Source organism: Clostridium sp. (assembly GCF_047777555.1).
Classification (GTDB): domain Bacteria; phylum Bacillota; class Clostridia; order Clostridiales; family Clostridiaceae; genus Clostridium_H.
On record NZ_JBKEEV010000001.1, the window covers coordinates 377,839 to 400,501 of the forward strand.

26 protein-coding genes are annotated in these 22,663 nt (G+C 28.0%); 24 read left to right on the forward strand and 2 right to left on the reverse strand.

Annotated features, from left to right (window positions below; genetic code table 11):
* Positions 1-4 precede the first annotated feature (4 nt).
* From spoIIIAF to scpB, 22 genes are all read left to right on the forward strand, one after another.
* Positions 5-589 (forward strand): stage III sporulation protein AF, encoded by a 585-nt coding sequence (spoIIIAF, locus tag ACFWTK_RS01875; protein ID WP_415874448.1) that lies wholly within the window; start codon positions 5-7, stop codon positions 587-589.
* A 32-nt stretch (positions 590-621) separates the two neighbouring features.
* On the forward strand, positions 622-1,257 hold the full coding sequence (gene spoIIIAG, locus ACFWTK_RS01880; protein WP_415874449.1) for a stage III sporulation protein AG: 636 nt from the start codon (positions 622-624) through the stop codon (positions 1,255-1,257).
* A gap of 76 nt (positions 1,258-1,333) precedes the next feature.
* A complete protein-coding gene (locus ACFWTK_RS01885) occupies positions 1,334-1,846 on the forward strand; it encodes a SpoIIIAH-like family protein (protein WP_415874450.1) in 513 nt (170 codons plus the stop codon).
* Between the two features lie 85 nt (positions 1,847-1,931).
* Positions 1,932-2,324: an Asp23/Gls24 family envelope stress response protein gene (locus tag ACFWTK_RS01890; RefSeq protein ID WP_415874451.1), complete on the forward strand. Its 393-nt coding sequence runs from the start codon at positions 1,932-1,934 to the stop codon at positions 2,322-2,324.
* Positions 2,325-2,446: 122 nt separating this feature from the next.
* Positions 2,447-2,848 (forward strand): transcription antitermination factor NusB, encoded by a 402-nt coding sequence (nusB, locus tag ACFWTK_RS01895; RefSeq protein WP_415874452.1) that lies wholly within the window; start codon positions 2,447-2,449, stop codon positions 2,846-2,848.
* Positions 2,849-2,870: 22 nt separating this feature from the next.
* Positions 2,871-3,707 (forward strand): bifunctional 5,10-methylenetetrahydrofolate dehydrogenase/5,10-methenyltetrahydrofolate cyclohydrolase, encoded by an 837-nt coding sequence (locus ACFWTK_RS01900; protein WP_415874453.1) that lies wholly within the window; start codon positions 2,871-2,873, stop codon positions 3,705-3,707.
* Between the two features lies 1 nt (position 3,708).
* Positions 3,709-4,917: an exodeoxyribonuclease VII large subunit gene (gene xseA, locus ACFWTK_RS01905; RefSeq protein ID WP_415874454.1), complete on the forward strand. Its 1,209-nt coding sequence runs from the start codon at positions 3,709-3,711 to the stop codon at positions 4,915-4,917.
* A gap of 29 nt (positions 4,918-4,946) precedes the next feature.
* On the forward strand, positions 4,947-5,168 hold the full coding sequence (locus tag ACFWTK_RS01910) for an exodeoxyribonuclease VII small subunit (RefSeq protein WP_415874455.1): 222 nt from the start codon (positions 4,947-4,949) through the stop codon (positions 5,166-5,168).
* A gap of 1 nt (position 5,169) precedes the next feature.
* Entirely contained in the window at positions 5,170-6,039 is an 870-nt protein-coding gene (locus tag ACFWTK_RS01915) for a polyprenyl synthetase family protein (RefSeq protein ID WP_415874456.1), read from the forward strand.
* 141 nt (positions 6,040-6,180) lie between these two features.
* Positions 6,181-8,040, forward strand: coding sequence for a 1-deoxy-D-xylulose-5-phosphate synthase (dxs, locus tag ACFWTK_RS01920; RefSeq protein ID WP_415874457.1), 1,860 nt, complete (start codon positions 6,181-6,183; stop codon positions 8,038-8,040).
* Positions 8,041-8,066: 26 nt separating this feature from the next.
* Entirely contained in the window at positions 8,067-8,879 is an 813-nt protein-coding gene (locus ACFWTK_RS01925; RefSeq protein ID WP_415874458.1) for a TlyA family RNA methyltransferase, read from the forward strand.
* Between the two features lie 11 nt (positions 8,880-8,890).
* Complete coding sequence (locus ACFWTK_RS01930; protein ID WP_415874459.1) at positions 8,891-9,712, forward strand: NAD(+)/NADH kinase; 822 nt, start codon at positions 8,891-8,893, stop codon at positions 9,710-9,712.
* A gap of 27 nt (positions 9,713-9,739) precedes the next feature.
* On the forward strand, positions 9,740-10,189 hold the full coding sequence (locus tag ACFWTK_RS01935) for an arginine repressor (RefSeq protein ID WP_415874460.1): 450 nt from the start codon (positions 9,740-9,742) through the stop codon (positions 10,187-10,189).
* 16 nt (positions 10,190-10,205) lie between these two features.
* Entirely contained in the window at positions 10,206-11,918 is a 1,713-nt protein-coding gene (gene recN / locus ACFWTK_RS01940; protein ID WP_415874461.1) for a DNA repair protein RecN, read from the forward strand.
* 163 nt (positions 11,919-12,081) lie between these two features.
* Positions 12,082-13,293 carry a SpoIVB peptidase gene (gene spoIVB, locus ACFWTK_RS01945; RefSeq protein WP_415874462.1) on the forward strand — a complete coding sequence of 404 codons (1,212 nt, stop codon included), beginning with the start codon at positions 12,082-12,084 and terminating at the stop codon, positions 13,291-13,293.
* A gap of 172 nt (positions 13,294-13,465) precedes the next feature.
* Complete coding sequence (spo0A, locus tag ACFWTK_RS01950; protein WP_415874463.1) at positions 13,466-14,278, forward strand: sporulation transcription factor Spo0A; 813 nt, start codon at positions 13,466-13,468, stop codon at positions 14,276-14,278.
* Between the two features lie 93 nt (positions 14,279-14,371).
* Positions 14,372-15,025 carry a stage II sporulation protein M gene (spoIIM, locus tag ACFWTK_RS01955; protein WP_415874464.1) on the forward strand — a complete coding sequence of 218 codons (654 nt, stop codon included), beginning with the start codon at positions 14,372-14,374 and terminating at the stop codon, positions 15,023-15,025.
* Between the two features lie 270 nt (positions 15,026-15,295).
* Positions 15,296-16,180 (forward strand): site-specific tyrosine recombinase XerD, encoded by an 885-nt coding sequence (gene xerD / locus ACFWTK_RS01960; protein ID WP_415874465.1) that lies wholly within the window; start codon positions 15,296-15,298, stop codon positions 16,178-16,180.
* Between the two features lie 108 nt (positions 16,181-16,288).
* The gene (locus tag ACFWTK_RS01965) at positions 16,289-17,482 is read left to right on the forward strand and encodes a D-alanyl-D-alanine carboxypeptidase family protein (RefSeq protein WP_415874466.1); all 1,194 of its coding nucleotides are present in this window, start codon (positions 16,289-16,291) and stop codon (positions 17,480-17,482) included.
* A 91-nt stretch (positions 17,483-17,573) separates the two neighbouring features.
* Positions 17,574-18,755: a CCA tRNA nucleotidyltransferase gene (locus tag ACFWTK_RS01970; protein ID WP_415874467.1), complete on the forward strand. Its 1,182-nt coding sequence runs from the start codon at positions 17,574-17,576 to the stop codon at positions 18,753-18,755.
* Entirely contained in the window at positions 18,746-19,498 is a 753-nt protein-coding gene (locus ACFWTK_RS01975) for a segregation/condensation protein A (protein WP_415874468.1), read from the forward strand. The genes ACFWTK_RS01970 and ACFWTK_RS01975 overlap by 10 nt, the downstream gene beginning before the upstream one ends.
* Positions 19,488-20,066, forward strand: a complete 579-nt coding sequence (gene scpB, locus ACFWTK_RS01980; RefSeq protein ID WP_415874469.1) for an SMC-Scp complex subunit ScpB — start codon at positions 19,488-19,490, stop codon at positions 20,064-20,066. The genes ACFWTK_RS01975 and scpB overlap by 11 nt, the downstream gene beginning before the upstream one ends.
* Before the next feature lie 5 nt (positions 20,067-20,071).
* Here scpB and ytfJ read toward each other — a convergent pair whose 3' ends face one another.
* Positions 20,072-20,485, reverse strand: a complete 414-nt coding sequence (gene ytfJ / locus ACFWTK_RS01985) for a GerW family sporulation protein (protein ID WP_415874470.1) — start codon at positions 20,483-20,485, stop codon at positions 20,072-20,074.
* A complete protein-coding gene (locus ACFWTK_RS01990; protein WP_415874471.1) occupies positions 20,486-21,019 on the reverse strand; it encodes a DUF2953 domain-containing protein in 534 nt (177 codons plus the stop codon).
* A gap of 204 nt (positions 21,020-21,223) precedes the next feature.
* On the opposite strand from ACFWTK_RS01990, the gene ACFWTK_RS01995 reads away from it, so the two are divergent.
* Together ACFWTK_RS01995 and ACFWTK_RS02000 are read left to right on the forward strand one after the other, a co-directional pair.
* Positions 21,224-22,345 carry a D-alanyl-D-alanine carboxypeptidase gene (locus ACFWTK_RS01995; protein ID WP_415874472.1) on the forward strand — a complete coding sequence of 374 codons (1,122 nt, stop codon included), beginning with the start codon at positions 21,224-21,226 and terminating at the stop codon, positions 22,343-22,345.
* Between the two features lie 115 nt (positions 22,346-22,460).
* Positions 22,461-22,661 (forward strand): hypothetical protein, encoded by a 201-nt coding sequence (locus ACFWTK_RS02000; RefSeq protein WP_061857407.1) that lies wholly within the window; start codon positions 22,461-22,463, stop codon positions 22,659-22,661.
* Positions 22,662-22,663: the final 2 nt, after the last annotated feature.

A 22,663-nucleotide genomic window follows, 5' to 3' on the forward strand; every position in this document is an offset into this window, starting at 1 on the left:
AGATATGATAGATGCTCTTAAAGGATGGGTTATGAATGTTTGTACTGCTATATTTTTTATAACAGCAGTAGAAATGATACTCCCAAGTAACTCTATGAAAAAGTATACTAAGTTTGTTTTAGGATTAATTTTAATAACTGTATTGATCAATCCTATAATAAAAATATTTAATAATGATTTTAATATAGATAATTACATAGACGCAGCATCTGAATATTTTGATAATAAAAAATACGAGAAAAATTATGAAAAATATAAGAACAGTAGTATTGATAATACAACAGAAGTTTTTGCAAGTAATTTGGAAAACATGTGTACTCAGAAATTAAAAGAAAAATATCCTAAAGATAATTATAAAGTAGGTGTAGAAGTTAAATACGACGACAAAAAAGAAGAATTTATAATAAATGAAATAAAAGTTGGAGTTAGTGAGGGAAAAGTAAAGAAGATAGAAAAGGTGAATATAGGAAATAGTAAAGAAGTAAATGGTCAAGAAACGATTGATGATAAAAAAAGCCACAGCATTGTGGAATATCTCAGCGAAATCATTAGCATACCTAAAGAAAAAATTAAAGTTTATAAATTGTAGTTAAAATTTAAGTAAAAAGAGAGGGTGAACTTATGGATTTAAAAAAGATATTCAATCCAGACAAATTAAAAAGTAAAGCAAAGGAAAAGAGCGAGAAAAATTACATTACTAATTTATTTATATTACTTTTAATAGGAGTCTTATTAGCTGTACTCAGCAATACTTTTAAGGACGAAAGTGTTGCTGCATCTAATAGCAGCTCTGAAAATGTGAAAAATATAGAAGAAAATGCATCAACTGCGGCAAGTAAGGAGCAAGATGAAGTAATTGCTAAGGAAGAGGCAGAAGTGGAAAGAAAATTGAAGGACACACTGGAAAATATTCAAGGGGTAGGAAAGGTAAAGGTAATGATTTACTTTAAAGGGGGTGAAGAGCAGATACCAGCAATAAATATAAACGATTCTACTAGTTTAACTGAAGAAAAAGATACAGACGGAGGAACAAGAAAAATAACACAGAAAAACGATGGAAGAACTATTGTTATGATGAATACTGATAATGGAACAAAGCCTTTTGTAGTGAAGAAGTATAAGCCTGAGGTTACAGGAGTTTGTGTAGTAGCTGAAGGAGCAGAAAATAATTTAATAAAGCTCCAAATTCACAAAGCCGTTGTAAATTTATTTGGATTAAAAGAAAATCAAGTAAACGTGTACTCTATGAAAAAGTAACATATATTTAAGGTCAAAAGCATATAAATTTTTAAGAAAGATAAAATAAAAATAATCATAATTAGGAGGTATTTAAATGAATAAGAAACAAGGAGTCATTATTGTTGTTCTATTAGCACTTATTGTATGTGCTGGTGTACTAGCTACAAAGTTAAATGCAGATTTAGATTATGTAGCAGGAAACGACATAACAAACGGAAAGGACGCTATTTCACTTAATGATTCAAGCAAAAATACAAGTAGTTCAAATTATTTTGAGGAATCTCAAATTATAAGAGATAATGATGCAGCTCAGGCATTACAAAATCTAAAAGCATTAATAGATGATGAACATACATCAAAAGAAGATAGAGCTGAGTTATCTAAAAAGTATACTAATTTAGCTTTAGCAACTACTAATCAATCACAGATAGAAACTATTTTAAAGAGCAAAGGCTATGAAGATGTATTATGCTATGTTCAAGATAATAAAGTTACAGTGATTGTAAAATCATCTAAAAAGCTAAGTGAAAGTCAACAGAAACAGATCCAAGATGTAGTTATGGATGTTACTCAAATACGAGATGTAGAAATTCAATTAAAAGAATAATTATATTTGTAAAAACATGCTATGTTTGATATAATAATCTTAAGAATAATTTGTTTTGAAGTAATCAAAACAAGGGGGTACATAAATGGACGAAAATTTAAACAAGGAAATGGAAGCAGGTATCGTAAAGATATCAGACGAAGTAGTAGAAGTTATTGCAGGTCTAGCTGCTTCAGAAATAGATGGAATTGAAGGAATGAGTACTACATTAGTTGGAGGCATAACTCAAATTCTTAGTGGAAAGAAAAATGTCTCTAAGGGGATTAAAGTAAATGTAGGAGAAGACAGTGCTGCTATAGATCTGTATGTGGTGGTTAAATATGGTATTAAGATTGGTGATGTAGCTAAAAAGGTTCAAGAAAATGTTAAAAAGTCAGTAGAACTTATGACAGGATTAAATGTAACAGCAGTTAATGTTTATGTTCAAAATGTGGTGCTTCCTAAAGCGGAAGAAAAGATTAAAGAAAATGAAGATTAATTTTACACCCTCTGAAATCAGAGGGTGTTTCCATGTTTAAATATGCATAAGAATAAATAAGTTGATAATAATTAAAATATGCTTTATTTTTATATTAACTACATGAATTATAGGAGGAAAATATGAATAGAAGAAAAACAAGAGAAATAGCTATGAAATTATTATTTGAAATGAGCATTAATAAGGAATCGTACGAGGAAATATTAAACAACTTTAAAGAAAATACAGAGATGGATTTGCATGATGTGGATTTTAGTTATGTGGAAAGTATTATAAAAGGGATAAATGAAAATCTTGAACTCATAGATAGAAAAATAGAAAGTAATTTAAAAAATTGGAAGCTAAACAGGTTATCAAAAATAGATCTTTCAATACTTAGAATTTCTACTTATGAAATTGTGTTTAATGAAGATATACCAAATAAAGTTGCTGTAAATGAAGGCATAGAACTTGCTAAAAAATATTCCACTGATAACTCACCTTCATTTATAAATGGAGTTCTTGGAAGCATGGTACAGGAATAAATTATGATTTGGGGTGTGAGTAATGGGAATTAAACTGGATGGAAAAGAGCTTTCTAAAAAAATTCAGGAAGAGATCAAACAAATTATTAAATTTAAAAATACCAATGGAGAAAAAATTCCTTGTCTAGCTAATATTTTAGTAGGCAGGGATGATGCTTCAGCTTACTACATGAATAGTCAAAATAAACTATGTGCTAAGCTAGGTATAAAAGTAAAAAGTGTTTATTTAGAAAAAGATGTTGAGGAAGAAAGGTTGATAAAAGTTATAGAGAATTTAAATAAAGATGACAAAATAGATGGAATAATTCTACAACTTCCTCTTCCGAAACATTTAGATGAAGCTAAAATAACATCTTTCATATCCTATGAAAAGGATATAGATGCTCTTAGTACTTTAAGTTTAGGCAAGCTATATAAAGGAGAAAAATGCTTTATCCCGTGCACTCCTAAAGGAATAATAGAATTAATAAAAAGTACGGGCGTGGAAATAGAGGGAAAGCATGCTGTAATTATTGGACGAAGCAATATTGTTGGAAAACCAGTATCACAATTGCTTCTAAATGAGAATGCTACAGTTACTATTTGTCATTCTAAAACAAATAATTTGAAGGAAATTTGCTGTAATGCAGATATTTTAATAGTAGCTATTGGAAAACCTAGATTTATTACAAAAGAGCATATAAAAGCAGGAGCTATTGTGATTGATGTGGGTACTACAGTTATAGAAGGAACGCTTGTTGGAGATGTGTGTTTTGATGAAGTTTTAGAAAAAGCAAGTTTTGTAACACCAGTACCAGGGGGAGTTGGATCTATGACAACAACTATGCTTATAAAAAATTTATGTGAGGGATTAAATTAATATGCATATAAAGACATTAAGTGTTTCTCAATTAAATAATTACATAAAAAAAATAATGGATAATGATTTTATATTAAGGAACTCTTATGTTAAGGGGGAAATATCTAATTTTAAAATACACAACAGTGGACATATATATTTTTCTCTAAAAGATGAATATAGTAAGATAAATTGTATTATGTTTAAAAGCTATGCTGAAAATATTATTTCAATGCCTAAAGATGGAGATAATGTTATATTAAAAGGTAGAGTTTCTGTATATTCAAAGGATGGATTATATCAGTTTTATTGCGAAGAATTAGAAAAGGAAGGTATAGGAGACTTATTTTTAGAATTTGAAAAATTGAAAAAAAAGTTGTATAAGAAAGGAATATTTGATGATGAACATAAGAAAGATATACCGCCATATGCAAGAAAAATAGGTATAATTACATCTCCTACAGGAGCTGCTATACGAGATATAATAAATGTAACAAGAAGAAGAAATCCTACTGTAGAACTTATAATCTATCCATCACTTGTCCAAGGTGATAAAGCAAGCCATCAATTAATAGAAGGAATAAAGTATTTTGACAATAGAGATGATTTGGATTTAATTATACTAGCAAGAGGAGGAGGCTCTTTAGAAGAACTGTGGGCTTTTAATGATGAGAATTTAGCTTATGCTATATATAATTGCAATAAGCCGATTATAAGCGCTGTTGGACATGAAACAGATTTTACAATAAGCGATTTTGTCAGCGATATGAGAGCACCAACTCCATCTGCAGCTGCTGAGATAGCTGTATTTAGTTTAAATGAATTTGACAAAAAAATAGAAGCATATGAAGATAAAATATTTAAGACTATGAAAAATACTATAAGCTCCAAATATGATAACTTAAATATTCTTATTAACAATTTGAAGATTAATAATCCTATAAAATATATCGCAAATGAGTATATCAGATTGGATGGTATGAGAGATAAGTTGCTGTACATAATGAAATCAAAATTGGAGCATGAAAAAAGACATTTGGCAAAACTAAATTCTTTAATTCAAGCACATAATCCATTGAATATATTAAATAAAGGATTTTCTGTGATTGAAGATGAAAATAATAAATTAATAACTGATGTAGATCAGTTATCTAATAATAAAGTAATAAATGTAATTCTAAAAAAAGGTAAAGCTAAAGTTAGTTTAAATAATGTTGAAAAAATAGAATGATTGTGTTTAAAAGCTTTGGAGGTTTAATAATGGGAAAGAGGAAAGAGTCTTATGAAGATCTAGTGAATAAGTTAGAGTCTATTATTAAGCAAATGGAAGATGGTGAGCTATCTTTGGAGAGTTCTATGAAAAATTATGAAGATGGGATTAATATTTGTAATAGAATATATAAGTTGTTAAATGAAGCTGAAGGTAAAATAAAGGTTTTAACTGAAAGAGGAGAAATAAATTTTATAGAGGGCGATGAATAATATGGATATTAGTAGGTTAAAAATTGAAATAAATGATTGGCTAGAAAAGTATTTTGAAGGAAAAGGAAGTTATAATAGATTAATATATGAAGCTATGGAGTATAGTATTAAAGTGGGAGGAAAAAGAATAAGACCTATACTAATGCTGTGTACAGCTAATATTTATAAAGATGATTATGAATGTTTTATGCCAATTGCTTGTGCTTTAGAAATGATTCATACATATTCATTAATACATGATGATTTACCTTGTATGGATAACGATGATTTAAGACGTGGAAAGCCTACAAATCATAAAGTTTATGGTGAAGCTATAGCAGTATTGGCAGGAGATGGCCTTTTAAATGAGGCGATGAACATAATGTTTGAACTTTGTTTAAAAGGAGGAAAAAAAGAATTAGAAGCTTGCTCTATTATTTCTAAATCTGCTGGGGTTGAAGGAATGATAGGCGGACAGGTAGTAGACATTATTAGTGAGGGCAAAGAGATAAGCGATGAACAGCTATTTTATATGCATGAGCATAAAACAGGTAAGCTGATTAAAGCTGCAATAGTAGCAGGTGCTATTTTAGGTGGTGCAAAGGAAGAAGATATAAGAACTTTAAGCATTTTTGGAGAAAAGTTAGGTTTAGCATTCCAAATAAAGGATGACATATTAGATGTAATAGGAAACACAAAAACATTAGGTAAGAATATAAATAGCGATAAAAATAATAATAAAACTAATTTTGTTTCAAAATTTGGATTGAAAAAATGTGAAGAAATGTGCAAATCATTAACCGATGAATCACTAAGTTTGTTAGATAGGATTTACGGAAACACCGAAAACCTAAAGAATATAACTTTATTTCTCTTAGAAAGAGAATATTAATTAAGAACTTAAAATATTTAAAGACAGCAGAATGTAATGTAGTATTATAGGGAACTTTGAAATGTTTTAGTATGTGTGATATAATTTCAGTGTAAAATTAGGCAGTAGCAGTATATGTGAATACAAAGGAAAGATGATAATATGAAAAATATACTTGATTCCTATAGCAATATACATGATTTGAGAAAAATGTCATTTAAACAGCTGGAAAGATTAGCTCAGGATATAAGAAATTTTTTGATTGATAATGTATCTAAAACAGGAGGACACTTAGCTTCTAACTTAGGAGTTGTAGAGTTAACATTAAGCCTATATAAAGTATTTAATCTAGATGAAGATAAAGTAATATGGGACGTGGGACATCAAACTTATGTACATAAAATATTAACAGGAAGAAAAGACAAGTTTGATAAACTGAGACAGTTTGGAGGTATAAGCGGATTTCCTAAAAGGTGTGAAAGTAAATATGATATTTTTGAGACAGGGCATAGCAGTACATCTATTTCTGCATCACTTGGCATGGCTAGAGCTAGAGATTTAAGCAAAAAAAAGTATCACGTTATCTCTGTAATAGGTGATGGTGCTTTAACTGGCGGCATGGCTTTAGAAGCTCTCAATGATGTTGGAGATAGAAAGACAGATTTGATTATTATATTAAATGATAACCAAATGTCTATTGGTAAAAATGTAGGAGGATTATCCACTTATTTAAGTAGAATAAGAATTGATCCTAAGTATAATAAGTTTAAAGAAGATTTCAATGATACTTTAAGAAAAACCAGCATCGGGAATGGTTTAGCTGATTCCATAAGAAAGATAAAGTCTGGGATAAAGCAAATATTAGTACCGGGTATGTTTTTCGAAGATATGGGTATTAAATACTTAGGACCTATAGATGGACATAATATTAAAGAACTAACTAGGGTTATGTCTTTAGCTAAAGAAATAAAGGGACCAGTGTTAATACATGTTGTTACTCAGAAAGGTAAGGGATACAAATTTGCAGAAGAAAGTCCTGATGAGTTTCATGGAATATCGGCTTTTAACTTAGAAACAGGAAAAGTATCTAAAATAAGTGGAAAAACTTATTCTAAAGCATTTGGGAATGCTATAGTTAAATTAGCTTCTGAAAATGAAAAGATAGTAGGTATTACTGCTGCCATGAGAGATGGAACAGGATTGAAAGATTTTAGTCAAAAGTTTCCAGATAGATTTTTTGATGTTGGAATTGCTGAACAACATGCTGTAACATTTGCTGCTGGAATGGCTCAAGCAGGTTTCAGACCTATTTTTGCAGTATATTCTACTTTCCTTCAAAGAGCCTATGATCAAGTACTTCATGATGTATGTCATCAAAATCTTCCTGTTATTTTTGCCATAGATAGAGCAGGTATAGTTGGAAATGATGGAGAAACTCATCAAGGACTTTTTGATTTATCTTATTTATCGCATATGCCAAATATGACAATTGTTAGTCCAAAATCTATTGGAGAAATTGAGTACATAATGAGATGGGCTTTAAAACAAGATTTTCCTGTAGCCATTAGGTATCCTAGGGGAGGAGATAAAATAAATCTACCAATACAAAAGGAATATGCTAAAGGGAAATGGGAAGTTTTAAGGTCAGAAGGAGATATAGCTGTAATAGCTACTGGGAAAATGGTTGCAACAGCTGTTGAAGCTGCAGATAAAATGAAAACTATGGGAATTGATTTAACTGTTATAAATGCTTGTTTTGTTAAGCCTATTGATAAGAAGTTGATTTTAGAACTGGTTACAAAAGGATATAAAATAGTAACTCTAGAAGATAATGTGATTCATGGAGGCTTAGGAAGTTTAACATTAGAATACATAAATACAATAGAAAAAAATAGTGAAATCAAAGTATTAAATTTAGGATTTGAAGATAAGTTTATACCTCATGGAAATGTTGATGTTCTATATAAGTTGAATTATCTGGATTCAGATGGAGTTATTAAAAATATATTAAAAATCGTATAAGTTATAAATTTTAAAGGAGTCATGATATGGAAGCAGCAAAAAGCAAAAGACTGGATGTAATTTTGGTAGAAAGAGGTTTTTTTCAGTCAAGAGAAAAAGCTAGGGCTAGTATAATGGCTGGAGATATATTTGTAGATGGCCAAAGAGTAGATAAATGCGGACAAAAAATTAAAGAAAGCTCACATATAGAATTTAAAGGAAACGTAATGCCTTATGTAAGCAGAGGCGGACTAAAATTAGAGAAGGCAATTAAAAGTTTTAATATAGATTTAAATGGTAAGGTTTGCATGGATATAGGAGCATCTACTGGAGGGTTTACTGATTGTATGCTTCAAAATGGAGCAAAAAAAGTTTTTTCCATAGATGTAGGATATGGCCAATTTGCATGGAAATTAAGGACGGATCCTAGAGTTATTTGTATGGAAAGAACAAATGCAAGATATCTAACAACTAAGGATATTAATGATTATCCTGATTTTGCTAGTATAGATGTGTCATTTATATCTTTAAAAAAGATAGTTCCACCTATTCTTAACCTATTAACAGATAAAGGAGAAATAGTTGCGTTAATTAAGCCGCAGTTCGAAGCAGGAAGAGATAAAATAGGTAAAAAAGGGGTAGTGAGAGAAGCAAGCACTCATAAAGAGGTCATTAATGATATATTAAGACTTCTTTTAGAAAACAATCAAAAGATATTAGGTCTTGAACATTCCCCGATTAAAGGACCGGAAGGAAATATAGAATACCTAGTATACTTTACAAAAAATCAGAATTACAAAACAGACTTTGACTTTAGAATGGTAGACCTTGTCGTCGATTCTTCACATGAAAACTTGTAATTGGAGGAACAATGAAAAATATAGGTTTAAATATAAATAGTAGTAAATTTATTGATGCAAAGATAATAGATCACATAATAAATAAAATAACTCAGTTTATTAAAGATGCTGAAATTAAAATATATAGAGATTCTATTGATCTTGATAAAATTAAATCTAGAGAATTAGATATGATAATTGTTTTAGGTGGAGATGGGACTATTCTAAGAACAGCTAGAAGTATAGCTAAGTTTGAAGTTCCTATTTTAGGAATAAATATGGGGCATTTAGGATTCTTGACAGCAGTTGAAATTTTAGAAATTGAAAAGGCTATTGAAAATATAGGTAATGGAAACTACACTGTTGAAGACAGAATGATGCTTCAATGTGAGATTAGCAATAAAGGAAACATAAAAACATATAATTCTCTGAATGATATAGTTGTTTCAAAAGGAACTTTATCTAGAATATTAAATTATGAAATATATATAGATGATAAATTTTATACTTCTTTTAATTCAGATGGTGTAATAATTTCTACACCAACAGGCTCAACGGCATATGCTTTATCGGCAGGAGGACCTATAGTGTATCCTACATTAGATGTCATATCGTTGATTCCTATATGTCCTCATTCTATGCAGACGAGAAGCATTATATTAGAAAGTAGTAGTGAAATAAGCATTATAGTAAATAGTAAAAATGAACAAGTCTTTTTAACTATAGATGGACAGGAATCTATAGATTTAGAAAAGTCCAGGAAGATAAGAGTAAAAAAATATAACTTTAAGTGTAAGTTGATTAGAATAAATGGATATAATTATTTTGAAGTCTTAAGAAAGAAAATTTTTTAATTAATTTATGAATTAGGGAGATGAAAAATGAAAATTCAACGTCACGCCAGAATTTTAGAGATTATAAATACGAAAGACATAGAGACACAAGAGGAATTAGCTGAAGAATTAAAAAAGAGCGGTATGGATGTAACACAGGCAACGGTATCAAGAGATATAAAGGAATTAAAGCTTATTAAAGTTTTATCAAAAGACGGTAAATATAAATATGCTACTATATCTCAAAGCGATGGATTTTTGTCTGATAAATTAGTGAAAATATTTGCTAATACAGTGATTAGTGTTGAAAATGTTCAAAATTTTGTAGTTGTAAAAACTTTATCTGGTTCAGGTTCAGCAGCTGCGGAAGCTATAGACTCTATGAACTTTCAAGGAATTGCCGGAACTATAGCAGGAGACAATACTATATTTATTTTAGCTACAAGTGAAGATAAGGCTCAAGATATAGTAAAAAAGCTAAGAAGAATGCTTGCTTAGGAGTAGGAGGGGTGATATGCTTCTTCAATTAAATATTAAAAATTTTGCACTAATCGAAGATTTAACTATAAATTTTGAAAAAGGCTTTAATGTTTTAACTGGAGAAACAGGTGCAGGTAAATCTATATTAATAGATGCAATAAATTATGTTCTTGGAGATAAATTTAATAAAAGTCTAATAAGAACAGGTGAGAACAGAACTTTTGTAGAGGCTATTTTTGATATTGTGAACAGTAATACAAAAAAAATTATGAATGAAATGGAAATCGAATACAATGACTTATTGATTATAAGTAGGGAAACTTTTAAGTCAGGTAAAAGCATAGTTAAAGTTAACGGCAAATCAATATTACTATCTAACATAAAAAAGATAGCTAATACTCTTATAAATATTCATGGACAACATGAAAACCAAGAATTATTAGATTCTGTTACTCATATAAATTATTTAGATAAATTTGGTGATGATAAGTTAAATAATATTTTGAAGCAGTATGGTGAAAAATATAAGAAATTATTAGATATAGATAAAAAAATAAAACAATTAAGATCACAAGATGGAGAAAAGGAAAAGTTAAGTGACTTTCTTAAATATCAAATAGAAGAAATAAATAATGCTAAACTAAGAATAGGTGAAGATAAAGAATTAGAGGAAAGATATGCTATATTAAATAATGCTGAAAAAATAAATAATGCATTATTAAATAGCTACAATATTTTATATAATAGTAATGATACTTTTATATCCGTTTATGATTGCTTAAGTAGAGTTATTCGTGAACTTAAAACTATTGATAAACATATGGATAAATTGAAGACTATAACAAATTCTGTTGAAGAGACTTATTTTAATATAGAACAAACCATATCCGAAATTAGAAATATGCAGGAATCTATAACTTATGATAAAAATGAACTAGAATTTGTGAACAGCAGAATATTTCAAATAGACTCCCTAAAAAGAAAATATGGAAATACTATAGAAGATATTATAGAATATAAGAAAAAAATAGAAAAGCAATATGATGACATAATAAATAGTGAAAAAATTATTGAAGAATTGAAAAAAGAACGAATTGAAACTATTCAAGAATTAGCGTGCTGCGGAAAAGAAATACATAATATACGAGTAGATATTGGTAAAGTATTAGAAAAAAGAATAAAAAAAGAATTAGACTATGTCGGGCTTGAAAAGAGCATATTGAGAATTAAAATTGATTTCCAAGATGAATTCTATAATAATGGATGTGATAAAGTTCAGTTTTTGATATCAACTAATCCAGGAGAACCTTTAAAAGCTTTAGATAAGGTAGTTTCAGGAGGAGAACTATCTAGAGTAATGTTAAGCCTAAAGACTGTTTTTGTAGATAAAGATGAAATTCCATCCGTTATATTTGATGAAATAGATACTGGAATTAGTGGAAGAATAGCTCAAAGAGTTGCTGAGAAGATGTATTTGATTTCTAATGCACATCAAGTATTTTGTGTGACTCATCTACCTCAAATTGCAAGTATGTCAGATGCTCATTTTTTAGTTTCTAAGGATGTAGTAAATGAAAAGACTTTTACTAGTATAAAAGAAATAGATAGCTTACAAAAAGAATATGAAATAGCAAGAATGATAGGAGGTTCAGAAATTACCGAACTTACATTAAAAAATTCTAAAGAAATGGTTAATCTTGCCTATAATCGAAAAAAGGAATTGGTTCTACATAAAAATAATTCATAATCAGTATATGATTATGAATTATTTTTTCGTTTTTTTTAAATTAATTTCATATATTTGTTTCTTTATTAAAGTATTACTCTGTATACAAGTATACATTAGCATAATTAAAATCTAAAAGGGCAAATTAAACTTGAATAAAGTATGTTATGCAGGAGGTATAAAAATGAAAAACAAAAAAAAATGCATAATATGCTGGAGTTTGATTCCTATAATGATTTTAGTTATGCTTTTATATTTTAAAACTCAAAGTATACCAAGCACAATTTTTTTAAGAGAAGGTCAGGAATTAAAATCCAATTATATTATAAAGTTAAATAAAACCGATTTTAATATTGAAAAATCAAAAGTTGGAGATGAAGTAGTAAATGTAAGCTTATTAGGTATAGTTCCAATTAAGTCAGTTTCTGTAAGATCCGTGCCGGAAGTTTATGTATATCCTGGTGGAACGCCAGTAGGAGTAAAATTAAATACTAAAGGCGTTTTAGTCGTAGCTCTTTCAGATGTAGAAGGCATAAAAGGGAAAATAATGAGCCCTTCAGCAGAGAGTGGTATACAGGTAGGGGATATAATAACAAAAGTTAATGGAGTATCTATAAATAGTTCTGAAGAGCTTATTGAAGAAATAAATTCAAATAAAAATAGAGAGTTAAATATTATGGTAGAAAGAAATAGTAATATTTTAGAAAAGAAAGTGAAACCTGTAAAGGATAAAACAGATAATGTATATAAAATTGGTTTATGGGTAAGAGATTCCACTTCTGGGGTAGGAACATTAACATTCTATGACAGTAAAAGTAAAAAATTTGCTGCACTTGGTCATCCTATAACAGATGTTGATACTGGTACAATATTAAAAATTAATAAAGGAGAAATTGTTGAATCTTCTATTATTTCCATAAGAAAAGGAGAAAAGGGAAGCCCAGGAGAGCTTAGAGGCATATTTATAAATGAAGAAGAAAACTTAGGAAACGTAAATAAAAATACTTTATGTGGAATATATGGTAATGGAAATGAGAAATTAATTTCTAGTAAATGTAATAAACCTATAAAAATTGCGCTAAGAAATGAAATAAAAGAAGGCCCAGCTAAAATATTAACCACAATAGATGGATCAGAGCCTAAATTATATGATATTAAAATTGAAAAATTATTGTCTCAAGATAATCCAGGTCCAAAGAGTATGGTAATAAAGGTAACAGATGAAGAACTTTTAAAGAAAACCGGCGGTATTGTTCAAGGTATGAGTGGAAGTCCGATAATTCAAGATAATAAGCTAGTTGGAGCAGTTACCCATGTTTTAATTAACCGACCAGATGTAGGGTATGGAATATATATAGAATGGATGCTTAAAGATGCTGATATTTTAGCAAAATAATCTAGTAATTAATTATATATAATAGTAAAATAAGAGATAGCACGAGCTATCTTTTATTTTATTATTTTATCCTAATTTTAGAAAAAATTTCTAAATAAGAAGGAAATATTATTCTTTTGTCGAATAAATAATTTGTTAGCAAATGGAATGAAATTGTGGAGGAGAGATATATATGGAAAATAATAAAATAAGTGTAGTAATCGCAGATGATAATAAAGAATTTTGTAATATTCTTAATGATTATTTACTAAATCAAAGGGATATTGTTGTAACAGGGGTTGCAAAAGATGGTATTGAAGCTTTAAAGTTAATTCAAGAAAAAAGACCTGACTTAGTTGTTCTTGACATAATTATGCCGCATTTAGATGGACTAGGAGTTTTAGAAAGGCTAAATGCTATGAATATTGATCCTTTGCCAAGAATAATTGTATTATCAGCAGTGGGACAAGATAAGATTACTCAAAGAGCAATTACTCTTGGTGCAGATTACTATGTGGTAAAGCCGTTCGATATGGATGTGTTTACTAAGAGAATTAGACAAATGTTTAATAACACAATATCGGGAGAACAAACTAGAAAGACAGTCTCTTTAATAGAAACAGAGGAGATAAATGTTAGAAGGAATGAACCACTAGACTTAGAATCTGAAATAACAAATATAATACATGAAATAGGTGTACCAGCGCATATAAAAGGATATATGTATCTTAGAGAAGCTATTAGTATGGTTGTTAATGATGTTGAACTTTTGTCAGCTGTTACAAAAGAACTATATCCATCAATAGCTAAGAAATATAATACTACTGCAAGCCGAGTAGAAAGAGCTATAAGACATGCTATAGAGGTTGCATGGTCACGAGGACAAGTTGAAACTATAAATAGAATATTTGGATATACGATACATAATGGAAAAGGTAAGCCAACAAATAGTGAATTTATAGCTATGGTTGCAGATAAATTAAGGTTAAAAAATAAAGTTAGCTAGTATATAAATCTTATCTAAAAAACTATTTATGCATATAACTTCTTTTGTAATCATAAACATAAAAAAGATGATTAACAAAAGGAGGAGTATAGAGTGAAAGACAATAAGACTTCATATAAGTTAATAAATCATATAAGTGAAAATTTAATCTTATATTTAATTACTGTACTGTTTTTATGTATAGGTATAGTAATTGGAATGTATTCTGTTAAATATATGGGCAGCGTAGAAAAATCTAACCTTATAACTTATTTTAGAAATCTTTGTGAAACAATTAATGGAGCTCAAGTAAGTAGAAGATATGTTTTTATTGAGGCTATTAAAAATAATATGATTATTATTTTAGCCATATGGTTTTTAGGGCTTACTATATTGGGAACACCTATAATATTAATTATTGATTTATTTAAGGGATTTACCATAGGTTTCACATCTAGTCTATTCATAAATGGGTTAGGTAGCAAAGGAATTCTAATAGACTTACTTATTGTTTTTCCTCAAAACATTGTTTATATACCATGCATTATTGTTTCATCAGTACTTGCAATAGAGTTTTCTTTAATGCTTTTAAAAAATATTTCTGCCAAAACCATAAATAAGGGCGGAAATTTAACCCAGATAGCAGCATACTCTACATTATTCATTTTTATAACTGTGTTTATGTTTGTAGGTTTTATTATTGAAGGATATATATCTCCAAACATATTAAAATTTATAGCATATAGTGGAGTAAATTTTATAATATGAATGCTAATAAATATATACTAGCCTATAGATTTCTTGTGCTGCTATTAAAGTGCTATCTTATAATTTTTACGCTTGGAATACTTATTCCTAAAATAATTGATTTCATATTATGTAAATTTATTATTGAGTTTAATAGATATAGAGATATTACCTTTGTGTTTAATGTTTTAAGTGTATATGAGATTATATTATATAAATATACTTATATGGTTAATACATTCTTTAAATTATGATACAGTTACTAATCATTATATAAGCTGGAGATATAATATGAATAATAATATTTACTTGACAGAATTTATTGAAAAAATGAAAAAAAACAAATTGAGCAGCAATACTATTGATGCATATAGAAGAGATGTTTCTAAGTTTCTATCATTTTTAAATGATAGAAATGATGATGTTTTGAAGATAGACACTTTAGCTATAATGTCTTATGTGCAAGTATTAAAAAGGCAGGGTAAAGCTAACAGCTCAATTATAAGAAATTTAGTAGCAATACGAAGCTTTTATAAGCATTTAGTAAACATAGGAAAGATCAACGAAACTCCATTTTTTAATTATCAGATACCTAAAAATAAAAGAATTTTTCCTGAAATTCTTACTGTAGATGAAGTAGATAGGTTTTTAGCTACTCCCAATTGTACCGATTATAAGGGCATACGAGATAAAGCAATGCTAGAACTTATGTATGCTACAGGTATTAAAGTATCAGAATTACTAAATTTAACTGTATTTGATGTAAATTTAAAATTATCTTATATTAGATGCAAAAAAAACAGCAACAAAGAGCGAATTATACCAATAGGGAATTATGCAGTAGAGTGCATAAAGAATTATATAAAAATTAGGGACAAACTCTATACGGATAATTCAGAATTGCTGTTTTCTAATATAAGAGGTGGGAAAATGACTAGACAAGGTTTTTGGAAGATAGTAAGAGCTTATGCAAAAAAAGCTAAGATCAATAAGAAAATTAACTCATACACTCTAAGACATTCTTTTGCAGTACATCTTCTTCAAAATGGTGCTGATATAAAAATAGTCCAAGAACTTTTAGGTCATAATACTATGGCTACTACTCAAATTTATGCTAGTGTATATAAACAAAATAAAATAGCTGATGTTTATAAAAAAGCACATCCTAGAGCTTAAATGCTTAAGATGTGCTTTTTTATTTCAAATAATAAATACTGTGATAATCTTATTTAAATTGGTAAAACTAAAATTATAAATCTATAGGTAACTAGAAAGGGGATAATTATGAAGATTAAGAACAAATTATTAATATGTATAATTTTATTAATATCTTTCATTAGTCATATTTTTACCATAAATACAAAAGCAATAGAAGTAGAAGGAGAAGGAGAAGGAGGGCTTGATATAGAAGCAAGATCAGGGCTTCTAATGGAACCATCTACTGGTAAAATTATATTTGAAAAGAACATACACGAAAAATTTGCACCAGCATCTGTAACAAAAATAATGACTATGCTTTTAACTATGGAAGCTGTAGATTCTGGGAAAATAAAAATGTCTGACAAAGTTATAGTAAGTGAAAATGCTAAAAAAGCTGGGGGTAATGGCAGCAGTAGTATGCTTTTAGATACAGGAGAAGTTAGAACAGTGGAAGAATTAATAAAAGGCGTTGCCATAGCTTCGGGAAACGACGCAGCAGTGGCATTAGCAGAATATATAGCTGGAAGTGAAGCTGCTTTTGTAAACATGATGAATAATAGAGCTAAAGAGTTAGGTATGAATGATACAACTTTTAAAAATTGTCATGGACTTTCTACAGAGGGGCACTTAAGCAGCGCTTATGACATAGCAACAATGTCTCGTGAATTATTAAAGCATGATAATATACTAAAATATACGGGAACATATATAGAAACCATATCAGAAGGTAGAAAACAACCTATTGAACTTGTAAATCATAATAAGCTAGTAAGATTTTACAAGGGATGTGACGGATTGAAAACTGGATTTACAAGTGAAGCAAAGTATTGTATATCGGCTACGGCTACAAGAAACAACATTAGGATGTTAGCTGTGATAATGGGTGCTCCTACTTATAAAATAAGAAATCGTGATGCAAGTATGCTAATGAATTATGGATTTTCTAAATTTGAATCTAAGAAGGTTTTAGCTAAAGATAGTGATATACAAAAAGTAAATTTAAATAAGAAAGGCAATAAGTTCTTTTTTGCTAAAGCTAAAGAAGATTTAGTATTAGTATTAGAGAGAGGAATAGATAATAAAATAGAAACTAAAGTCGTATTAAACGCTAATAAAAAAGAATATAAGAAATACGAAGTTATAGGATATTGTGAAGTATACGTAAATGGCAAACTTTATAATAAGGTGCCAGTTTATAGCGATAGGGATGTTAAAACTTACAACGTGCTAGATAGTGTAAAATACAATCTTATGAACTTATTTGATAATGCAATATAGATATTAAAAAGTCCACAGCGTTAAGGAATGTGGACTTTTTGTTTGTAGTATTATAATATAAATTTATATTATAAAGATAGAGGTAAAACTTATGAATATATTATCTCATTTTAACTATAATGAACTAACTATAATAAATTTAATAAAAAAAGAGTGTCTAAAATATAACACAAAAGCTTATTTAGTGGGTGGAGTAGTAAGAGATTTTTTGCTGAATAAGAAACCAAAGGATATAGATATATGTATAGAATGCAATCCTATTAGTATTATAAAGGGAATTGATTCTATAAAAGAATATAAGTATTATGAAAAATTTCAAACCAGCACCATAACATTTAAAAATGGAGTTATAGTGGATTTAATAAGATGTAGAAAGGAAGAATATGAGTTTCCAGGAGCTTTGCCTAATATAATACCATCAAATATTTATGACGATTTGTATAGAAGAGACTTTACTATAAATGCTATAGGATACGATATAACAAATGATAAAATCATAGACCCTTATAATGGCATAGCAGATTTAAGAAGTAGAATAGTTAAGAAAGTGCATGTAAATAGCTATAGTGAAGATCCAACTCGTATATTTCGAGCTATAAAATATGCTAATAGGTATAACTTTTATATAAATGATATATATGAAATAGGAAAATGTATAGAGGCGCAGGTTTTTAATACTATAAGTTCAGATAGAATTGTAAGGGAAATTTTAATGACATGCAGCGAAACAAACTGGATAAAAAATATATTAATGTATAATGAACTAGGAATATTTGAAATAGACCTTAATTTATTTAACAGAGTGAAAAAGATTTATAATCATATATCTATAGATGACAGAGTAATAAATCTATTTATTTCTATGAAGAGTGTAAATCATAGGCAACTACTTATTAATAATTCAGTATTAAAAAAAGAGTTAAAATCTGCTTTTAGAGATTTTGAAAATCTAACCTATAAATTAGATAAATTACTCCATAGTGATGTCAGCAATTTCAATATTTATAATGTATTAAGCAGGATGAGCGATATTGATATAAAATTAATAAGTTTTAATAAGTCATATAAATATTTAATACTTAACTATATAAAAAACATGAAGAATATATCATTAAATGTAACTGGTAAGGATTTAATAAATTTAGGAGTGAAAAAAAGTGAGCAATATAAAGAAATACTTGAACGCTTGTTATCTTTAAAATTGAATACTGGTATACTTAATGAGAAACAATATTTACATACAAAACTAGGAGAGATACTTAAATGTCAATAAACATAAAAATTGAAAATTTTGAAGGACCTTTTGACTTATTATTACATTTAATAAAAAAGAATAAAATGGATATATATGATATAAGAATATATGATATTACGACTCAATACCTAGATTATATTAATAATATGAAAGAGATGGATCTTGAAGTAACTTCTGAATTTATTGTCATAGCAGCCACTCTTTTAGAAATAAAGTCAAAAATGCTTCTTCCTAAGGAGAATGTAGATAGTGAAGACATGGAAGAAGAAGATCCTAGAAAACATTTAATGGATAAACTTATAGAATATAAAAAGTTTAAGCAAGTTGCAGGTTGGCTTAGAGAAAAAGAAAAAACTTCTAAGATTATGTTTTCCAAAAAGCCTGAGATTATTGAAGATAAGAAAGCAAATTATAATGCCGAAGAATTATTGCAAGGTATTACTATACTTAAATTATTTAATATATATAATAATTTAATGACTATTTATAATAATAAAATGAATATAGGAAATACGGTAGAAAGGGAAATTCCTATAGATAGATTTAAAGTTGAAGATAAGATTGAAGAATTGAGCAAAAGAATTTATAAAGAAAAAAGAATAATTTTTTCAAAAGTTATAGATGAATGTGATAGTAAGATTGAAATAATTGTATCATTTTTAGCATTATTAGAATTAATAAAATTAAGAATGGTATCAGTAGTACAGGAATATAACTTTAAAGAAATATATATAGAGGAGATAAAAGGCAATGAAGATTAAAGGTGGAGATCAATTAGAGATGAATGAGGTATCTATGAAAAAAAGATACTTTTCAATAATAGAATCAATATTATTTGTAAGTGGAGAGGCTATGAATATTAAGGAAATAGCTTATATATTAGAGTGTGATATAGAATATACATATAAATTATTACAAGAATTAAGAGAAGAATACGAGAAGGAAGAAAGAGGAATATTATTAATCAATATGAATGATGAATATACTCTTGTTACTAAGTCAGAAAATAGTGATTTTATACAAAAGTTATTAAAAACTAATAGTAGACAATCCTTATCAAGAGCTGCCTTAGAAACTTTAGCGATAATAGTATATAGACAGCCTATTACGAGGGTAGAAATTGATGAAATTAGGGGTGTTAAAAGCGATAAAGCAATTCAAACACTGCTAGAGAGAAATTTGATAAAAGAATCTGGAAGAAAGCATGTTTTGGGAAGACCAATAATGTATGGAACAACAGATGAATTCTTAAGATACTTTGGATTACAAGATTTGGAGCAAATGCCCTCATTAGATGAGTTCATTCAGGATGCTGAAGAGGAAGAATGATATTACTATTCTTCCTCTTCAGTGTCTTTACATTCCTTATCAGCTTTGGTTGTCTTTTTAAACATATCAATAAACTGAGGTATTTGATCTAGTACTCTATCAAAAATATTTATGTTATTTTGATCGACAGGAAGCAATCTTATTAAATCATCCTTTATAATTAAAAATGCTACAGGTTTTACAGAAACCCCTGAACCAGATCCTCCACCAAAAGGGTAATTTTCATGGTCTTCTTTTGTTTTTATTGAGTAGAATTCGCTTCCTCCAGATACGAATCCCAATGATACTCTAGAGATAGGAATTATAGTAGTTCCATCAGCAGATTTTATAGGATCGCCTACAACAGTATTGATATCTATCATATCTTTTAAATTTTCAAGTGTACTTTTCATTAAACTTTCAATAGGATGTGATTCCATTCAGCTTACCTCCTTAGGATTTAAATAAAGTTTACTTTCTTTCTTTGCATATATAAGTACCGTTATAGCTATATAGATAATTTTAACTAAACTTATAAAAATTATACTTTTTATTGTAAAGCTTAAAATTACTTTATTGAAAATTGGTTTAACATTTGATTTAAACTTTTTTATTCTAAATATGTGAGATATTAAATTATATACGATACTAGATATGCTTTGAAGTATTCCATATAAAAGTGCTGTTATAAAGGCATCTTCTACGCCATAGCATAAATCTATATACAAATTTAGGGAAGGTTTAAATATAATATTATTAAAAAATTTATTGTGCAATTTTTTAATGATATTTATATAAAAACTTTTAGGATGAAAATCATTATTAATATCTGTTGACTTTTTATGAAATTTTTTGAAATCATATATTTTAAGTTTGTATAAATAAACAATAATATTATTATCCTTATATTCAAAAGTTATATATATAGGAAATGGAATAAAAAGAACCAAGCATACAATAAGTAACCAAATCACAAGTATTCCTCCAAGTTTCTTAATAGTTATTATTATTACCAGTATTTACTGATAATATAAGTTTTTTATAAAACTAAAAAATGTCTTTTTAGTTTACATATTTTTTATTATGTAAATTTAAATAAAAAATGTAAACCGGAAAAAGTTTCTTGATTTATTAATATAAAATATGAAAAAAATAAATGTAAATGGAGGTGGCTAAATATGAAAGGCAAAACTAAACTATGTTTAACAATATGTCTACTTATACTATTTAATATAATTTTCCCCTACAAAGCAGAAGCTAAATCTAAAAGTTTATATGTTGATGCTAGAAGTGCAATAGCTATGAGCAGCAAGTCTAAAACTGTGCTTTATGAAAAAAATTCTAACATGTTAATACCAATAGCTAGTACCACAAAAATTATGACTTCTTTGGTAGCACTGAAATATGGAGATTTAGATATGAAAATAGAAATATCAGAGAAAGCAGCTAATATTCATGGGTCTCAGGTGGGATATAAAAAAGGAGAAGTTATAACCTTAAGAGAATTACTTTATGGCCTTATGTTAAGATCCGGTAATGATGCTGCAATAGCCATTGCTGAAGGAATAAGCGGAAGTGTGAATGAATTTTTAAAATTAATGAACGAATATGCATTGCAGATAGGTGCCATTAATACGCATTTTGAATCTCCTCATGGACTGGATAGTCAGTACCATTATTCAACTGCATATGACTTAGCTTTAATTACATCAAAAGCTAAGGAAAATAAAATTTTCAACAAAATCGTAAGCTCTAAAGACGTAGATGCAAATGAATATGGATTTACAAGAAGTTATCATAATATTAATAAGCTACTATATCAAATTCCAAATGCAAATGGAGTTAAAACAGGATATACAGGTGGTGCAGGGAAGTGCTTAGTTTCATCTATACATGATGAAAAGGATGATATAATTATAGTAGTCCTTAATAGTAATAAACGATGGGACGAAACAAGAAAAATTTATGATTATATTAAACAAAATTTTAAATTTCAACAAATTGCAGCTAAAGGAGAAATAATAGACAATATAGTTTATGATGGAAATAAAAACATAAAGTTAATTTCAAGTGAAGATGTGATAATTCCAGTAGCAATAGAAGAAAATTTGGAAACAAAGGTCATAAAGCCAACCAAGATACCACGAAAGATTGATTCTGAAACTCCACTTGGAAGACTATGTATTTATAAAAATGGAAGTTTAATAAAAACTACTGTATTGATGAGTAAAGATAATATGGACACTAAAAAACATAAAAATATTAAGGAAATTATAAAAAATTTTTTAAAAAGAAGCTAAGGCTTCTTTTTTATTTTATATGTTAATATTATCTAGAAAAATGTAAGTTAGATGTATTTTTTACTCAATAAAATAATATAAATTATAGTGTACTATATTGAGTGGGGGTAATTTAATGATAATAACATTAAATTATAAGGATAATAGAAAAGAAGTACTAAATGAAGAAGAGGCTAAAAAAGCTATTGAAAGTATTAATTATTTAAAGCTTATAAAATATTTTATGGCATCTAAAAAAATTGAAAAAGTTAACATAAAGGCGCTAAATAAAGAAATACGAATAGATGAACTTAAGTCTATTGAAGTTTTATTATAAAT

Excerpts from the sequence above, each read along its gene's own strand:
- spoIIIAF (WP_415874448.1), top strand. The coding sequence starts at position 5 with ATGATAGATGCTCTTAAAGGATGGGTTATGAATGTTTGTACTGCTATA.
- spoIIIAG (WP_415874449.1), top strand. The coding sequence starts at position 622 with ATGGATTTAAAAAAGATATTCAATCCAGACAAATTAAAAAGTAAAGCA.
- ACFWTK_RS01885 (WP_415874450.1), top strand. The coding sequence starts at position 1,334 with ATGAATAAGAAACAAGGAGTCATTATTGTTGTTCTATTAGCACTTATT.
- ACFWTK_RS01890 (WP_415874451.1), top strand. The coding sequence starts at position 1,932 with ATGGACGAAAATTTAAACAAGGAAATGGAAGCAGGTATCGTAAAGATA.
- nusB (WP_415874452.1), top strand. The coding sequence starts at position 2,447 with ATGAATAGAAGAAAAACAAGAGAAATAGCTATGAAATTATTATTTGAA.
- ACFWTK_RS01900 (WP_415874453.1), top strand. The coding sequence starts at position 2,871 with ATGGGAATTAAACTGGATGGAAAAGAGCTTTCTAAAAAAATTCAGGAA.
- xseA (WP_415874454.1), top strand. The coding sequence starts at position 3,709 with ATGCATATAAAGACATTAAGTGTTTCTCAATTAAATAATTACATAAAA.
- ACFWTK_RS01910 (WP_415874455.1), top strand. The coding sequence starts at position 4,947 with ATGGGAAAGAGGAAAGAGTCTTATGAAGATCTAGTGAATAAGTTAGAG.
- ACFWTK_RS01915 (WP_415874456.1), top strand. The coding sequence starts at position 5,170 with ATGGATATTAGTAGGTTAAAAATTGAAATAAATGATTGGCTAGAAAAG.
- dxs (WP_415874457.1), top strand. The coding sequence starts at position 6,181 with ATGAAAAATATACTTGATTCCTATAGCAATATACATGATTTGAGAAAA.
- ACFWTK_RS01925 (WP_415874458.1), top strand. The coding sequence starts at position 8,067 with ATGGAAGCAGCAAAAAGCAAAAGACTGGATGTAATTTTGGTAGAAAGA.
- ACFWTK_RS01930 (WP_415874459.1), top strand. The coding sequence starts at position 8,891 with ATGAAAAATATAGGTTTAAATATAAATAGTAGTAAATTTATTGATGCA.
- ACFWTK_RS01935 (WP_415874460.1), top strand. The coding sequence starts at position 9,740 with ATGAAAATTCAACGTCACGCCAGAATTTTAGAGATTATAAATACGAAA.
- recN (WP_415874461.1), top strand. The coding sequence starts at position 10,206 with ATGCTTCTTCAATTAAATATTAAAAATTTTGCACTAATCGAAGATTTA.
- spoIVB (WP_415874462.1), top strand. The coding sequence starts at position 12,082 with ATGAAAAACAAAAAAAAATGCATAATATGCTGGAGTTTGATTCCTATA.
- spo0A (WP_415874463.1), top strand. The coding sequence starts at position 13,466 with ATGGAAAATAATAAAATAAGTGTAGTAATCGCAGATGATAATAAAGAA.
- xerD (WP_415874465.1), top strand. The coding sequence starts at position 15,296 with ATGAATAATAATATTTACTTGACAGAATTTATTGAAAAAATGAAAAAA.
- ACFWTK_RS01965 (WP_415874466.1), top strand. The coding sequence starts at position 16,289 with ATGAAGATTAAGAACAAATTATTAATATGTATAATTTTATTAATATCT.
- ACFWTK_RS01970 (WP_415874467.1), top strand. The coding sequence starts at position 17,574 with ATGAATATATTATCTCATTTTAACTATAATGAACTAACTATAATAAAT.
- ACFWTK_RS01975 (WP_415874468.1), top strand. The coding sequence starts at position 18,746 with ATGTCAATAAACATAAAAATTGAAAATTTTGAAGGACCTTTTGACTTA.
- scpB (WP_415874469.1), top strand. The coding sequence starts at position 19,488 with ATGAAGATTAAAGGTGGAGATCAATTAGAGATGAATGAGGTATCTATG.
- ytfJ (WP_415874470.1), bottom strand. The coding sequence starts at position 20,485 with ATGGAATCACATCCTATTGAAAGTTTAATGAAAAGTACACTTGAAAAT.
- ACFWTK_RS01995 (WP_415874472.1), top strand. The coding sequence starts at position 21,224 with ATGAAAGGCAAAACTAAACTATGTTTAACAATATGTCTACTTATACTA.
- ACFWTK_RS02000 (WP_061857407.1), top strand. The coding sequence starts at position 22,461 with ATGATAATAACATTAAATTATAAGGATAATAGAAAAGAAGTACTAAAT.